16 protein-coding genes are annotated in these 14,464 nt (G+C 35.9%); 8 read left to right on the top strand and 8 right to left on the bottom strand.

The window, feature by feature from the left end; genetic code table 11:
* The first annotated feature begins 236 nt into the window (after nucleotides 1–236).
* Nucleotides 237–917, top strand: a complete 681-nt coding sequence (locus AEQU1_RS06575; protein ID WP_258455175.1) for a class I SAM-dependent methyltransferase — start codon at nucleotides 237–239, stop codon at nucleotides 915–917.
* On the opposite strand, the gene AEQU1_RS06570 is transcribed toward AEQU1_RS06575, so the two are convergent.
* Complete coding sequence (locus AEQU1_RS06570; RefSeq protein ID WP_408730901.1) at nucleotides 892–1,770, bottom strand: RluA family pseudouridine synthase; 879 nt, start codon at nucleotides 1,768–1,770, stop codon at nucleotides 892–894. The genes AEQU1_RS06575 and AEQU1_RS06570 overlap by 26 nt on opposite strands.
* 166 nt (nucleotides 1,771–1,936) lie before the next feature.
* Between AEQU1_RS06570 and AEQU1_RS06565 the strand changes: the two genes are divergently transcribed.
* Together AEQU1_RS06565 and AEQU1_RS06560 are read left to right on the top strand one after the other, a co-directional pair.
* Nucleotides 1,937–2,320, top strand: a complete 384-nt coding sequence (locus AEQU1_RS06565) for a DoxX family membrane protein (RefSeq protein ID WP_111879775.1) — start codon at nucleotides 1,937–1,939, stop codon at nucleotides 2,318–2,320.
* A 38-nt stretch (nucleotides 2,321–2,358) separates the two neighbouring features.
* Entirely contained in the window at nucleotides 2,359–4,026 is a 1,668-nt protein-coding gene (locus AEQU1_RS06560) for a formate--tetrahydrofolate ligase (protein ID WP_111879773.1), read from the top strand.
* Nucleotides 4,027–4,130: 104 nt separating this feature from the next.
* On the opposite strand, the gene AEQU1_RS06555 is transcribed toward AEQU1_RS06560, so the two are convergent.
* The 7 genes from AEQU1_RS06555 to AEQU1_RS06525 all read right to left on the bottom strand — a co-directional run bounded on the left by AEQU1_RS06555 (nucleotide 4,131) and on the right by AEQU1_RS06525 (nucleotide 11,788).
* Nucleotides 4,131–4,952 (bottom strand): SDR family oxidoreductase, encoded by an 822-nt coding sequence (locus tag AEQU1_RS06555; protein WP_111879772.1) that lies wholly within the window; start codon nucleotides 4,950–4,952, stop codon nucleotides 4,131–4,133.
* A 70-nt stretch (nucleotides 4,953–5,022) separates the two neighbouring features.
* Nucleotides 5,023–5,613 carry a DUF1989 domain-containing protein gene (locus AEQU1_RS06550; protein WP_111879771.1) on the bottom strand — a complete coding sequence of 197 codons (591 nt, stop codon included), beginning with the start codon at nucleotides 5,611–5,613 and terminating at the stop codon, nucleotides 5,023–5,025.
* 74 nt (nucleotides 5,614–5,687) lie between these two features.
* The gene (gntA, locus tag AEQU1_RS06545) at nucleotides 5,688–6,371 is read right to left on the bottom strand and encodes a guanitoxin biosynthesis heme-dependent pre-guanitoxin N-hydroxylase GntA (protein WP_111879769.1); all 684 of its coding nucleotides are present in this window, start codon (nucleotides 6,369–6,371) and stop codon (nucleotides 5,688–5,690) included.
* 228 nt (nucleotides 6,372–6,599) lie between these two features.
* Nucleotides 6,600–9,023, bottom strand: coding sequence for a DNA ligase D (ligD, locus tag AEQU1_RS06540; protein ID WP_111879768.1), 2,424 nt, complete (start codon nucleotides 9,021–9,023; stop codon nucleotides 6,600–6,602).
* Between the two features lie 2 nt (nucleotides 9,024–9,025).
* Complete coding sequence (locus tag AEQU1_RS06535; RefSeq protein ID WP_111879766.1) at nucleotides 9,026–9,805, bottom strand: Ku protein; 780 nt, start codon at nucleotides 9,803–9,805, stop codon at nucleotides 9,026–9,028.
* A 124-nt stretch (nucleotides 9,806–9,929) separates the two neighbouring features.
* The gene (locus tag AEQU1_RS06530; protein ID WP_111879765.1) at nucleotides 9,930–10,346 is read right to left on the bottom strand and encodes a response regulator; all 417 of its coding nucleotides are present in this window, start codon (nucleotides 10,344–10,346) and stop codon (nucleotides 9,930–9,932) included.
* Between the two features lie 2 nt (nucleotides 10,347–10,348).
* The gene (locus AEQU1_RS06525; RefSeq protein WP_111879763.1) at nucleotides 10,349–11,788 is read right to left on the bottom strand and encodes an ATP-binding protein; all 1,440 of its coding nucleotides are present in this window, start codon (nucleotides 11,786–11,788) and stop codon (nucleotides 10,349–10,351) included.
* 102 nt (nucleotides 11,789–11,890) lie between these two features.
* Here AEQU1_RS06525 and AEQU1_RS06520 point away from each other — a divergent pair, with 102 nt between their 5' ends.
* The 5 genes from AEQU1_RS06520 to AEQU1_RS16295 all read left to right on the top strand — a co-directional run bounded on the left by AEQU1_RS06520 (nucleotide 11,891) and on the right by AEQU1_RS16295 (nucleotide 14,427).
* A complete protein-coding gene (locus AEQU1_RS06520) occupies nucleotides 11,891–12,463 on the top strand; it encodes a two-component system response regulator (RefSeq protein WP_111879761.1) in 573 nt (190 codons plus the stop codon).
* A gap of 183 nt (nucleotides 12,464–12,646) precedes the next feature.
* The gene (locus AEQU1_RS06515) at nucleotides 12,647–13,129 is read left to right on the top strand and encodes a ferritin-like domain-containing protein (protein WP_111880017.1); all 483 of its coding nucleotides are present in this window, start codon (nucleotides 12,647–12,649) and stop codon (nucleotides 13,127–13,129) included.
* A 57-nt stretch (nucleotides 13,130–13,186) separates the two neighbouring features.
* Nucleotides 13,187–13,711 (top strand): DUF421 domain-containing protein, encoded by a 525-nt coding sequence (locus AEQU1_RS06510; RefSeq protein WP_111880015.1) that lies wholly within the window; start codon nucleotides 13,187–13,189, stop codon nucleotides 13,709–13,711.
* A 24-nt stretch (nucleotides 13,712–13,735) separates the two neighbouring features.
* Nucleotides 13,736–13,999: a SemiSWEET transporter gene (locus tag AEQU1_RS06505; RefSeq protein ID WP_111879760.1), complete on the top strand. Its 264-nt coding sequence runs from the start codon at nucleotides 13,736–13,738 to the stop codon at nucleotides 13,997–13,999.
* A 296-nt stretch (nucleotides 14,000–14,295) separates the two neighbouring features.
* Complete coding sequence (locus AEQU1_RS16295; protein WP_258455174.1) at nucleotides 14,296–14,427, top strand: hypothetical protein; 132 nt, start codon at nucleotides 14,296–14,298, stop codon at nucleotides 14,425–14,427.
* Nucleotides 14,428–14,464: the final 37 nt, after the last annotated feature.

The following is a 14,464-nucleotide window of genomic DNA, read 5'->3' as shown; positions in this document are numbered from 1 at the left end:
ACAATTCAAACCAACCCTTTACGGAAAACCGTAAAGGGGGCTTATTTAATCGGGGAGAGTTTCAAATATAGGGTTTTTTTTAATAGCTGTAGGCTGTAGGCTTTAGGCTGTAAGCTTTAGGCTTTTGTGAATGGGTGAATAAGTGAGTTTGTGAATGAGGAATTGTTAGTTGATGATTGTGGGTTGGAGGTCAGAGGTTTTTTATTTATAGTACATTTGAATACCAATAATTCACCGTGAACAAAAAAGAAAACCAACCCAAAAAAACAAAAACCCCCTGGCCCACTAAGGCTGCAATGGAGCAGGTTTATGAAAAGAAACTTTGGGGTGGTAACCAAACTGATTTCTATTCTGGCGAGGGGTCGCACCGTCCAGAAATAGTAAATCCGTATATAGCTGCGGTGACCGCATTTATAACTTCGTTTAAAAATCCACTAACGGTATGCGATTTAGGTTGTGGCGATTTTAATGTAGGGAAAGCATTGGTAACCCATACTGAGAAATACGTTGCAGTAGATATCGTGCCAAGCCTGATAGCCCGAAATAAAGAAACCTTTAAAGCATCCAATTTAGAATTCCAATGTTTGGACATCGCAGTAGCCGATTTGCCAACTGGGGATTGTGCCATACTGCGGCAGGTGCTCCAACATTTATCTAATGCCGAAATAGAAAGCATCTTAAGCAAGTTGGCTGCTTACAAATACATTATTCTAACAGAACATATACCTGAAGGGGATTTTACACCCAATAAAGACATTATTTCCGGACAGGGAAATAGGCTAAAAGTACAAAGTGGCGTAAACCTATTGGCGGCGCCTTTTAATTTTAAGGTTGCAGAAGCAATACAGTTATCGGCTGTTGTTTTGGAGGATGGGAAAGGGGTTATTGTAACTACGCTTTATAAAATATCTTTTTAAACCGTTGTGGAAGTTCATCTTTTAAAAAAACTTCTTTCTTTGTAAAAGGATGGGTGAATTTTAAAGAATAAGCGTGCAAATACAAGCCTTTCCCGTTTAAAATTAAGTTTTCAATGCCGTATTCTTTATCACCTAATATGGGGTTTCCGATAGCAGCGAGGTGTTTCCGCAACTGATGTCTTCTTCCGGTTTGGGGTTCTAATTTTACCAAATTGAGTTTCCCGAATCTTTCTGAAAGTACAGTTTCACAGAGCGTATAATTTGATTGTGCTTCTTTATAATCAACCTCTGAAGTGATTTCCCCCTGCTCTTCCATTTCCCCAATAGTTACTGCAAAATAGGTTTTGGTTACAGCTCTATTTTCAAATAATTTATTTAACGCACGAATGCAACTGCTTGTTTTGCCAACCAATAAAATTCCTGTGGTAGCATAGTCCAATCGGTGAACAGGCTGTGGTGGTGTTGCATCGGGGAGTTTGCTTCGTTTTAAGTTTTGATCTAGCGCATTTGCAATAGTTTTAAAACTATTACCGCTAACCAAAATACCGGCAGGTTTATGAATTGCAGCTAAGTGCTCGTCTTCCAACAATACTTCAAGCGGAAAGACAAGTTTTCTTTTCGGAATCACTTCTTCTGAAATGGATAAACAAATGCGTTCTCCCCCATTTATAAACGTAGCCGAAGTAGCAATAACTCCATTAACCGTAATATACTTTTTCTTCAGTGCTTTTTTTAATGCTGATTTTGTTAGAGCTGCCTGAAAAATACCTACCCCATATTCTTGAAGTCGAATAGGGTTTTCTAGCTTGGGAACAATATGGGTTTCGGTGGGTGTGATGTTGTTTTTATATATCTTCAAATGTAAATATAAATCAGACGTTAGTTGGTGAGTTTGTGAGTTTGTGAGTTTGTGAGTTCGTGAATTTGGGAGTTTATGTAGCTTATGACCATTGTCATATATATTCTTTTATTGAAACCCTACTTTTATTTCAAATTAACCTTTTTAAAAATAGTACAAAATGGAAAACAACCAATTACCTAAAAACTGGCTAAGAGTTTTTCTAGGTGTATTTTTAATAGTTTACGCATTGAATCAATTTTTCCATTTTCTACCCACAAGCTATGGTGAGATGCCAACGGACGCCAAGAATTTTATAGATTCGGTGGTAATATACCTCCCAATACTCTACATTTTTGAAATCATTTTAGGAATATTACTAGTACTTAATAAATGGACACCCTTTTTATTGCTGGTGCTTTTCCCATTATCAATAGCGTTTTTAATTTTTAGTATTTCAAACCAAGACCTTTCAGATGCTTGGCCGGCGTTGTTTGTTGCAATACTAAATTTCACCCTATTACTTTTTGAAAAGGAAAAGTATAAACCCCTTTTCAGTAAATAGAACTAAAGTTTATTCCATTTCTTAAAAGATATAATTTTATGACCGATATACAGATTGCGCAAAGCGTAACCCCTAGGCATATTAAAGAAATAGCTGCAAAATTGTCAATTCCCGAAGATAAGTTGGAGTATTACGGTAACGACAAGGCTAAAATTCCGCTACATATTATTGATGAAGCCAAATTAAAGGAAAGCAATCTTATTTTGGTTACTGCAATCACACCCACTCCCGCTGGCGAAGGGAAAACAACAACCTGCATAGGGTTGGGCGATGCGATCAATTATTTAAAAAAGAAAGCTGTTGTGGTAATAAGGGAACCAAGTTTAGGCCCTGTATTTGGAATTAAAGGCGGTGCTGCCGGCGGAGGTTGGAGTCAAGTTATTCCTATGGTGGACATAAATCTGCATTTTACGGGTGATTTTCACGCTATTGAAAAAGCCAACAACCTGCTTTCTGCTCTTGTAGAAAACAATATTCAAAGTAAATCCAGAAGTCTTGGTATTGATTCCAGAACTGTAGTCTGGAAAAGGTGTATGGATATGAATGATCGCGGTTTGCGGAATATTATTGCGGCCCTTGGCGGAAAAGCGGGCGGCATTCCCCGAGAAACGGGTTTTAATATTACGGCGGCTTCCGAGATTATGGCAATATTGTGTATGGCTTCAGATTTAGAAGACCTAAAAGAGCGATGCGGCAATATTTATGTAGCAGATACGTGGGATGGGAAGCCTGTGTATGCAAAAGATTTAAATGCGAATGGCGCCATGGCTGTGCTATTAAAAGATGCTATAAAACCTAATTTAGTGCAAACCCTAGAAGGAAATCCTGCCCTTATTCACGGAGGGCCTTTTGCAAATATTGCACAAGGAACCAATTCTATTATAGCAACGAAAATGGGGATGACCTTAAGCGATTATACAGTAACGGAAGCTGGCTTTGGCGCCGATTTGGGTGCTGAAAAATTCATGAATATCAAGTGTCGCGCAGCTGGAATCTCTCCTAAAACTATTGTCTTGGTTGCTACAATACGGGCTTTAAAATACCACGGAGGTAAGCCGTTAAAGGAAATTACTCAAGAAGATACTGAAGCGGTTAAAAAAGGACTTCCCAATTTGGAAGGGCATATTGCCAGTCTAAAAAGTTTTGGAATTCCTATCGTGGTGTCATTAAACGCCTTTAAAACAGATACGAAAGCTGAAATGCAAGTAGTTATGGATTATTGCAAAAAAATGGACATTCCCGTAGCCTTGAGTTATGGCTGGGAGAAGGGTGGTAAAGGCTGTGTAGATCTTGCCGAAGAAGTAATTAAAGCAGCAAAATCTTGTACTGTACAATTTCATCCTACCTACAGTATCAATGACAATGTGCGCACCAAATTGGAAAAGATTTGCCAAACTATTTATGGTGGGGAAAACGTTGTGTTAAGTGATATAGCTAAATCGCAATTACGCAAATATGAAGCAATGGGCTATGGAAATCTACCTGTGTGCATGGCAAAAACCGAAAAAAGTTTTAGTGATGACCAGAAACGATTGGGCCGTCCGCAGCACTTTGATATTCATATTAGGGAGTTTGAAATAGCAACTGGGGCTGGGTTTATTATTCCCATTGCCGGAAATATTTTACGAATGCCCGGATTACCCGCTACTCCTGCTGCCGAAAAGATAACTATTGATGAGAGTGGCATTATTGAAGGGTTGTTCTAACTAGTGAAATTTAATTAGGAGTCTATTTTGATGTTTGCTTGTATTAAAAATAACAAAAGCCAAATTTTTCAAATTTGGCTTTTGGCTTAATAAAAAAGATTTCCTTATTTTTTTGATTTATCTACAGTATCAGTTTGAAGGGTGTATTGTCTGTCTTGATATTCTTGACATTTCTCTACAAACTCCTCTGGATGGACAGTTCTAAAATTGTGTTTTTCCTGTGGAATTACGGCTATCATTTTATCAATCATTGATTGTGGGTTAAATTGATTTTCTGCCATACTTTTTCGGGCCTTTTCTATTGATTTTTTAGGCGTAAAGTGTAAATCTTCATCAAACCATTGCTCATAGGAATCATACATTCTGTCATTAAATCCTGTTTCAAACGGACCTGGATTAATGGTTGCTACTGTAATCCCTAATGGTTTTAGTTCATCCCTTAAACATTGGGCAATAGCTTCCAACGCGTGTTTTGAAGCATTATAGGCACCTAAATATTGTGTAGTAGTAAGCCCTGCAATTGAAGAAACAAAAAAGATTTTCCCCTCTCCTTTTTCCACCATTTTTCTAATAATAGGCTGCGAAAATTCCAAGGTTGAAAATACATTTGTTTCCATAACCTCTCGTATTAAACCTACAGGCATCTCAGCCACAGGGCCCGTTTGCCCCATTCCGGCATTATTAACAAGAATATCAATATCATATTCCCACGCTTTTTCACAATCCATTATATCTAGAATATCGAGTTTAATAATTTCAATATTCTTTTCAAATTTCTTTCCCTTAATTTCGTTTAGTAAACGGCTTATCTGTTCCCAGGTATGAACTGCAGCAATTATTTTATGTCCTTGTTCCGCCAAGCCAAGCGCTGTTCCTTTTCCTAATCCAGAACCAGCGCCTGTTATCATTATTGTTTTCTTTTTCATATTTTTATTTTAAAGTTATTTCATTCTATCCTGACTACCCATAGGTTTGTATAAATTTTAGCATAAACCGCTATTCAATTTCCTCAAGAATTTCATAATGGATAGGCTTAAAAGTCCCTCCATTACTATCTTCGGCAGAGCACGCAGTTAATGCCACAATAAGATCCATTTCTGCTTCAAATAATACAAAATCTCCCGCTTTGCTCAATGGGGGCAATACACTTAATTTCCCATTTGCCGCAAATTGCACATTCATAAAAATATTAAAAGCAGTAGGCACATCGTCTGGATGGATATCAAAGGGACGAAGATTGGTATATAAATTTTCGAAACAGCTGGGATGATATCCGTCATGATTATACATTATCTTAAAAGTCTCGGGGCTACAGGGCGCCAATAAAAAATCATTTCTTCCATTGGTGTCTTCCACTATTTTCATCATTTGTCTACTTCTGTTGCTCCACAGATAATTTCCAGTTGTAATAAGGATGGTTTCCTCAAAATCCATGGTTTTTCCAGAAGATATTTTTTCGCGAATGTCGTGGGCATTAAACAAAACCATGTCGCTCACCTGTTCTCCCGAAGGATCAATAACTTTTAATTTTTGTCCTTTTTTCAATTTAAAAGCGGCTCCAGATTGTTTTTCTATTTTATATTTCATTTTTAAGGTATTGGTATTTTCAAGCTAATTTTTTCTATTAAACTTATTGAGGTTGTAAAAATTATTTCCAGAAATTATTTTTGAGAATGAAATGGACATTTCCACGCCTTCCCCACACTTCTCCCACTGTATTGACGGGCTTCACTACTTTGACCAAAATCTTCTAAAACTGGATTTATATTTCCCTGTAAAGCTGTATCCCTTTCTCTTATTTTGTCGCGCACTTTTTGATAGGCCCCCATTTCTCGAAGTTTTTCAAATTGCCAATGTAAATTAAAAACTAATGTAGGATACGGGGCTCTTCTAGCCATGCGTGAACTTTTGGGGTGCATACCCACTACATAAAAAGCACGCCCTCCTATACTGAAACTAAAATTACTGTCTTCAGGATTTTTGCTTACTCGTGGATCCCAGGCTTCGGTATCCTTCTCGTGTATAAATTGCAATTGTCTCCATAAAAGATTTTCAAACTCTACTTCGGAAACTATTTCGGCATCTGGAAAAACTGCTATAAAGGTTTTAAATTTATTGTCGGAAAAGTCATAATTATCAACATACATTTTTAATTGTTCCAATAAATTGGCTGCAGTAGTTTTAGTGCTAAAGCCATCGTGGACATGAAGTTCATAATCATTCATACTAAAAACGGTATTTGCCATTATGCATGGATGATTTTTGTCAATAATAAATTCCTTGAATTCCTCTTCAATAGATTCAGAGATATACTTCTTTTGATTAGAGTTGGCAGTTGCTTTCATAATTTTTTTTATGAAAATAAAATGAAAACCGCAGTTAGACACTTTTTTTAATAAGGCTTTGACACAGATTTAATAGCCCTTTAAGAATCTTAATACAATACCGTTAACTGTTTACTCAATAAAGCAAATTAAATACGCAGATTTTGAAATTATGTAGAATAAAAAGGAAGAAGTATAAAGAAACAGGAAGAATGCTAGGAAAATTTGACACTCAAGCTCCAAAATGGCTCAAGACCCCAAAGCTTCTATTGCCTTTTCCATATCAATTCCCTTTTTAAGCACAGGCTTAAACCAATCTCCAGTTAGGGCTATACGCTCGGGCATATTTTTAATGGTGAAATCTAAAATTTCCAAGCCTGGTTTTACTTCCTTCCAGGATAATGGTGCAGAAACGGAAGCTCCAACTTTCGGCCTTGCGCAGTAGGGCGCTGCTAATGTTTGACCGCGGCGGTTTTGAAGGTAGTCTAAATAAATCTTGCCTTTACGGTTCTTTACCGCTCGCTCCATACTGGTTAACTTTGGAAGTTTCTCATGGATATAATAGCAGAGCAATTTGGTAAAATCTCTTGCCTCTTCATAACTGTATTTTTCGTTTAAAGGAAGATAAATATGCAGTCCGGTTGAACCTGAAGTTTTACAGTATCCTTTTATTTTCGCCAAATCTAAAACCTCTTTTGCTGCCAAAGCTACTTCAATAACCTGTTCAAAAGTGTTTTTATCTGAAGGATCTAAATCTATAACAGTATAAGTGGGATTTTCTAATTGTTTAATGGTGGAGTTCCATGGGTTTATCTCTATACACCCCAAATTTGCCATATAAAGGAGTGTAGCTTCATTCTGGCAGAGCAGATAGTCAATATCTTTTTTGGAAGATTTGGAATGAATTTTTACCGTTTCCACCCAATCGGGCAAAGTTTCATTATCTTTTTGATAGAAGGAAGGTTTGGAGATTCCGTTAGGATGCCTGTGTAAATTCTGTGGCCGATCTATTAGATATGGCAACATAATTTCTGAGATATTCAAATAATAATCAAGTAGATCATATTTCGTATAACCAGCCTCGGGCCAATATATTTTTTCCAAGTTTGAAACAGGTACCGAAATACCATCAACCTCCAAGTTGGAAGAAGTATCCTTCCCTTTTTTTGAGATTGATTTGTTTTGAGTGGGACTTACAACTTCATCTACATCTTTATCAAACCTCAGCCCCTTATAAACAGGATGGCGCATCAAACCGCTTTTAGTCCATTCAGAGAATTTTACCTCGCAGATAAGTTTTGGCGCCACCCAATGTGGATTTCTACCCTTTAGGGACAGTTTTTTATTAAAAGGATTGGTTTCAATTTTCAACGCTTGCATTTTTTTAAGCAACTCTTTTTGTTCTGCATTAGAAAATCCGGAACCGCAGTTGCCAACATACACAAGCTCTTCTTCCTTGTAAAGCCCGAGAATAAGCGAACCAAAAATAGCTCCGCCTCCTACAGAATCGGTATAACCGCAAATAAGTGTCTCTTCGGTAGTGTTACTTTTAACTTTCAACCAATTTTCACTCCTATAACCCGGAACATATACTGAATCGGCTTTTTTAGCAATCACTCCTTCCATTCCTGCATCTATTGCTCGTTTATAGAGTGCTGGCCCCATAGCTTCAATATGATCGCAAAAAACAACATTTTCTAAACCTTCTATAATTTGTGGCAATAGACTTTTACGCTCCAATAAGGGTAGTGAAATAGTATCGTGCCCGTTTAGGTGAAGTAGATCGAAAACATAATAACGGAGTTGGCCTTCCGTCTTTTCGGCATCGTATTTTTGAAGTTTTTGAAAATCTGGTTTCCCATTTGAATCTACAATAACTACCTCACCATCCAGAATACAGTCATGGGGAATGCTTTCAAGTTCTTTTTTTAGTAATGCAAATTTCGTGTTATAAGATATCCCATTGCGCGAATACATTTCTACCTCGGCATTAAGTATATTAGTTATAACTCGATATCCGTCCCATTTCAACTCAAAAACCCATTCGGGATCCTTAAAAATTTTCTTTGCCGGACTGGCGAGCATCGGCTTAATAAATTCTTTAGGGTTTAGGGCTTTTACTTTGCCAGCCTTAATTTGTTTTGTTGAAGAAGAAAAAACCTCAGCATCGTATTCCAAATCTGTGGCATACGCGTCTTTCTTTTTGATGAGCAACCATTGGTTTTTTTCTTCCCCCCTTTTAGTGTGAACTAGTGCAAAAGCACCCTTTATCTTTTTTCCGAAGAATTCAATTTTAAGGTCGCCTTTTTCTAATTGTTTAATAGGGTCTGTTCCCTCATCACTTTCTAAAACAGAAAAAGTGCCTTCATCCCAGATATCCATAACTCCCGCGCCATAGTTTCCTTTAGGAATGACGCCGTGAAAAGTGAGGTATTTAACTGGATGATCTTCGGTCATAATAGCGAGACGCTTATCTGACGCATTCATTGAGGGACCTTTTGGCACCGCCCAACTTTTTAAAACCCCTTCCATTTCTAGACGAAGGTCGTAATGCAATCTACGCGCTTGATGGCGTTGTATTACGAAACGATTGGCATTTTTTTCATCAAATTCACCTTTAGGTTCCGGCGTATTGTTGAATTTGCGCTTTTTTATGTAATCATCGAGAGCCACAACTAAGAGGCTTTACTTTTTTTCTTTTTCTTTTCCAGGCTGGCTTTTAGTTTTGCCATTAAATCGTCTGCCTTAGTAGGTGTAGTATCCACCTTTTTACTGCGCGATTTTTTACCTTTGGCTTTATTGTTTATAATTTTCATCAACTGTTTATTATAAACATCCTTATACTTATCAAGCTTAAAGGGAGTTGTGTAGTTTTCAATAAGGGAAAGTGCCATATCTACCTCTTTCTTTGATACCTTGGTAGAGGGAAGTTTTAGGTCTGCTGGATCACGTATTTCTTCTGAAAATCTAATTACGTGTAGTACCAATGCATTTTTATATACCCCTATAAGACTTAAATTTTCTTTTTGACGCATAACAAAGGTTGCGACACCCAGTTTGCCAGTTTTCTTTAAGGCATCCCTTAGCAAGTTGTAACTTTTTCCACCTTCCTTTTGAGGTTCCAAAAAATACGGACTTTTAAAGAGTAGATCGCTCACTTCATCTTCTTCCACAAATTCTTCTATATCTATGGTTTTGCTTTTCTTCATATTCGCCATTTCAAAATCCTCTTTTTCGAGGATTACGTAGGCGTCGTCCTTTTTAAAACCTTTTACAATATCCTTCCATTCTACTTCTTTCCCTGTATCTTCATTAACTCGTTTATATCTTATACGGGCATTATCGTGAACGTCCAACATATCAAGATCGAGTTTTCTATCTTCAGAGGCGCTATACATTTTTATAGGAATTGACACTAGGCCAAAACTGATTGAACCGTTCCAGATTGATCTCATAATTTTCTTTTAAATAAAATTAAAACTAATGTCAGGAAAGATTATAATATTTCACGATACTTTAACGGTAGTGGAGACTGCTTTAAAATGAGTTTACATTTTCAACTACTCAATTTTATCAATCTTACATATATTCTTTAAAGTGTTTTTCAAGAATAGAAAATAAATATTCTTCACTAAGAGGTTTGCTATAGAAGCCTTGCACGGTTTTATATTCATGTGCTTTTTGCTTATCTCTTTCATCAATGGAGTTGCTTAGCATTGTAAGAACGATTTCCCCTTGCTTCGCCAGTTCCAGCTTTTCATATTCCTCCAAAAATTCCCAACCGTTCATTCCGGGCATATTTATGTCCAGAAAGATAAGGGTGGGTTGGGGGTGTATTCCATCCAGCTCGCTACTTAAATACTCTAAGGCTTCAGCCCCACTAAAGCAGGTGTGAATATTATCTGTTATTCCCAATTTTTTTATTTTCCGAGCATGATAAAAATTGTCACTCTCAGAGTCATCAATTAGTAGTATGTTCTTAAGTTTCTTTTTCATTACTATTTTTTTATCGTAAAGTGAATAGTGCTTCCAACTCCAAAATTGGAAGTCACCCAAATATTTCCATAATGTAATTCTACAATTTTTTTACAAAAAGCGAGACCTATGCCTTGTCCTTCAAAATCCTTTGTACTATGAAGTCTGCTGAACATATCGAATATTTTCAAGAAATCCTTGTCTGGTATCCCTATTCCATTGTCTTTTATGTGAAAGTTATAGAAGTTATCGGTTTCCTCATAGGAGATTTCAATATGAGGCGCTATCCCAGCTTTTGAAAACTTTATAGCATTTGCTATTAAATTTTGAAAGAGCTGTTTTAATTCAATTCTATATCCACTAACAGTGGGAAGAGCGTCAGACTTTATTAAAATTTCACGCTCTTCAATTACAGCCGAAAAATCTGCCTTAATTTTCTCAATGGTTTTATTCAGGTCAATTTGTTCCATTTCTCCACTGGTGCCAATGCGGGAAAAGGACAAGAGACCACTTATTAAATTGCGCATGCGTTCTACTGCGCTATTAATAAATTGAAAATACATGGTTGCCTCGCCTTCCACTCGCTCGGGAAAATCTTCCTGAAATATTTCCAAATAATTAGAAACGGTTCGCAGTGGTTCTTGAAGATCGTGAGAAGCCACATATGCAAAATGATCTAATTGCTGATTTTTCACACTTAGAGATTCGTTCAGTTTTTCCTTTTCCTCAATTGCTTTCTTCTTTGCTTTAATCTCCCGTTCCTTTTCAACGTTAGATAAATTTAACTCTCCCAATGTATTTTTTAAACTGGCATTTGTTACTTCTAAATTTTCCTTGGTTTGTAAAAGCTCCTCTAACAAAGGCCTTATGCGGTTAATGAGATTGTAAAGGCTTAGAAAAACAATAATGGTTGCAATTCCCAGGCTAATAAGAATTATAATTTTCCAACTTTCATAATTGGCATTTCTTTCTTCGAGAAGTAGGTCTTCCTGTTGGACCATTTCTTCCAACCGGATATGGATAATTTCAGAAAATTCCATTTCATCTATGCTTTCCTGATTAATAATTATCTGCGATTTATCTTCGGAAATAGATTCATTGAAAGTGCCAAAATTTGTGTTTACAATTTCTTCAACATGTTGTAATTTATCAATTTGTGATTGGTTGTCATTGATCAAAAGGTGGAGTGCCAAAAGGAGAGAATCATATTCATCTTCTGCTGACTGGAAGGCGTGTTTGTATTTTATTTGGCTGGTATAAATGTAAGCGAGTTTTCTACTTTCCATTTCTGAAATGGAAGAAGACAGACTGCGTATGGTATTCTTTACTTCCCAGGTATGGGCTATTCGCTCAGCAGATGCTGCATTTCTACTAAAAGAAAAGGCAATTAAAACTATAACGAGAATTAAGGACGATATTAAAATAATAAAATTGGTAAATCCAATTTTTTTAATTCTTTTCATAGACAGTTTTAATTGTTTTATGGGATTAAAAATAATTTTAATAACGTTAAAAACATATTAAAATTTTCAATAATTTTATAGACAACCTTAAACCACTGACCAATGAACTTACCCGATAATCTAACTTTTTTAATTGTCGAGGATCTTGTATCGGATTCGTTTCTGATACAAAGGCAATTAAAAAAAATATGCCTACATCCCGAGATCCGCTTTGTGGATAGTGAAATAAGTTTAATTAATGCGATAAAAACTTATATTCCAGATATAGTTATTACCGATTTCAATTTGATAGGAATGAATGCTTTTGATGTTATAAGAGTTACAAAAGACTATAACAACAAAATACCCGTAGTAGTTATAACGGCCCATCTAAAGAATGAGGATGACAAAGAACGATTATTGGAAGCTGGCGCATCTGGTTTCTTTTTAAAAGAGCCCGTTAATGAATTAAACGAAAGGTTACTCCCTCTATTTACTCAAATTTTAGAAGAGAAGGGAAAACAATTGGACAAAATTGGAAAGGAGCGCAAAAAATATGATAGTAGTAAATCGCATAGTGATTTTCTAAGAGCCTTTGCTTTTAAGGAGGAAGAAGAAGATGAAGAGGAGCAATTTGTAGTGCAAAATAATGGGTTTATGTATAAGCTTCGGAATCTTTTCTCAGATAAAAAATAGGATTTTGGCTCAAATATTTAAAACTAAATTTGAGACTATAGTGCGGTTTTAAGCCAATTACTAACACTAAAATTATTTTTTTAACGCAAAAGAAAGAATCTTGTTAAAGCAATTATAAAAGTGGTTTTAGGTAAATTTTGTTTTGATAATTTTAAAATTCAAAACAAAAAAAAACTTACAACTATGAAAAATTTAGAAGCATTATTTGAACACCAATTACAGGATCTTTACAGCGCTGAAGATCAATTAACGAAGGCTTTGCCTAAAATGGCGAAAAAAGCGAAAGATGCAAAGCTTAAAAAAGCGTTTGAAGATCATCTTGAAGAGACCAAAGAACACAAAACCCGAATAAAGGAAATTTGTGATGAGTTAGACATAAAGGCCAAAGGGGAAACTTGTAAAGCCATGGAAGGACTTATTAAAGAAGCTGAAGACTTTTTGAAGGAAGTGGACGATGAAGATGTAATGCATGCAGGCATGATAGCTGAAGCGCAACGTGTGGAACACTACGAAATTTCAGGTTACGGTACAGCGGTTCGTTACGCGAAGGAACTAGGCCATAAAGATATTGCCGCGAAACTTCAAAAAACTTTGGATGAGGAGTACAAAGCAGATACAACTTTAAATGATCTTGCAGAAAAACGTCTGAACAAGAAAGCTATCTAAACACTATTATAAATTATAAAAGGCCCGATATACCGGGCCTTTTTCTAAATAATGATTATGGAAAAATGGTTTGAAACTACCCCCACAGCAGCCCTCGCTATTATATTAAGTTGTCTTGGTATTTATATAGCAGTAATTTTATTTACTCGTCTTTTTGGCAAACGTAGCTTTAGCAAAATGTCCAGTTTTGATTTTGCGATGACGGTAGCCGTAGGATCTATTATTGCTACTACCGTACTTTCTAGTTCCGTTTCTCTTGCCGAAGGAGTTATTGGCCTTTTTGCGGTTTACTGTTTACAATTAATTGCAGCTTACTTTAGACGCTACAAAATTTTTCGAGAAGTAATAGACAATCGCCCCTTATTATTAATGAGTAATTCGACCATCCTTTATGAAAACCTTAAAAAAGCTCGCGTAACGGAGGGAGATTTACGGTCAAAATTAAGGGAGGCAAATGTTTTAAAACTTTCACAGATAAGAGCAGTAGTTTTTGAAACTACTGGAGATATGGTAGTTCTTCACACGGATAATGAAGCGATTTCAATTGAGGATTGGTTGATGGAAGATGTAGCTTTAAAATAAGGAAGATGTAGCTTTAAAATAAGTATGACACTCGAAACAATCATCGGAATTTTGGCCGGCACGTTCACCACACTCGCTGTAATACCTCAAATAATAAAATCATGGCGTTCAAAAAAAGTTATGGATGTTTCTCCCATTATGTTCTCCATTTTAATATTGGGAGTGGGTTTATGGGTTGTGTATGGAATATTGAAAGGAGATATTCCTATAATAGTTACAAACGGAATATCGTTTATTCTCAACTTCTCTATGCTGGTTTTAATGTTTCTATATAAGTCGGAATCCTAGAATTCTATTTTATTAATTGAATATCCTATTCAAAATTATAAAATAGATCAACCTCTTATCTTCCAGAGTAGCTTCAGCGGTTTTCTATTTGCTAAAATTTAGATAAAATCTTTTTCGGAAAATAAATTTGTATTAATTTGAATGTTCAAAATTCAATTTTAAGAATTATAAAAGGTTAATTAGAAATGTGACTAAATCAGAAATGATTTAATAGCGTTTGCTGTTGTAAATATAAAAAGACAGTAGCTAAAAAAATATTGAATTTTAAAATTGTATTACTATAAAACTAAATAATTATGGGAGACACACAAGATGGCTTTGGAAAAGAACGCGACCACAATCAATACGGCGAAGTAGAAAAGGATGAAAATGATAAAGTAAACAATAAAAATTTACCAAAACCGCCCAACAAAGGAACTGAAGATTAACTCAAGAAATTGGGCGCTAAATCATTTTTGCATAGGC

The sequence above is a fragment of the Aequorivita sp. CIP111184 genome, from assembly GCF_900489465.1.
Lineage (GTDB): Bacteria > Bacteroidota > Bacteroidia > Flavobacteriales > Flavobacteriaceae > Aequorivita.
The sequence above is the reverse complement of the archived record's forward strand: the minus strand, read 5'-3'. Positions and strand labels throughout refer to the sequence as shown.

Coding starts and splice junctions, on each gene's coding strand:
- AEQU1_RS06565 (WP_111879775.1), top strand. CDS start 1,937: ATGGAAAACAACCAATTACCTAAAAACTGGCTAAGAGTTTTTCTAGGT.
- AEQU1_RS06560 (WP_111879773.1), top strand. CDS start 2,359: ATGACCGATATACAGATTGCGCAAAGCGTAACCCCTAGGCATATTAAA.
- AEQU1_RS06555 (WP_111879772.1), bottom strand. CDS start 4,952: ATGAAAAAGAAAACAATAATGATAACAGGCGCTGGTTCTGGATTAGGA.
- AEQU1_RS06550 (WP_111879771.1), bottom strand. CDS start 5,613: ATGAAATATAAAATAGAAAAACAATCTGGAGCCGCTTTTAAATTGAAA.
- gntA (WP_111879769.1), bottom strand. CDS start 6,371: ATGAAAGCAACTGCCAACTCTAATCAAAAGAAGTATATCTCTGAATCT.
- AEQU1_RS06535 (WP_111879766.1), bottom strand. CDS start 9,805: ATGAGATCAATCTGGAACGGTTCAATCAGTTTTGGCCTAGTGTCAATT.
- AEQU1_RS06530 (WP_111879765.1), bottom strand. CDS start 10,346: ATGAAAAAGAAACTTAAGAACATACTACTAATTGATGACTCTGAGAGT.
- AEQU1_RS06525 (WP_111879763.1), bottom strand. CDS start 11,788: ATGAAAAGAATTAAAAAAATTGGATTTACCAATTTTATTATTTTAATA.
- AEQU1_RS06520 (WP_111879761.1), top strand. CDS start 11,891: ATGAACTTACCCGATAATCTAACTTTTTTAATTGTCGAGGATCTTGTA.
- AEQU1_RS06515 (WP_111880017.1), top strand. CDS start 12,647: ATGAAAAATTTAGAAGCATTATTTGAACACCAATTACAGGATCTTTAC.
- AEQU1_RS06510 (WP_111880015.1), top strand. CDS start 13,187: ATGGAAAAATGGTTTGAAACTACCCCCACAGCAGCCCTCGCTATTATA.
- AEQU1_RS06505 (WP_111879760.1), top strand. CDS start 13,736: ATGACACTCGAAACAATCATCGGAATTTTGGCCGGCACGTTCACCACA.
- AEQU1_RS16295 (WP_258455174.1), top strand. CDS start 14,296: ATGGGAGACACACAAGATGGCTTTGGAAAAGAACGCGACCACAATCAA.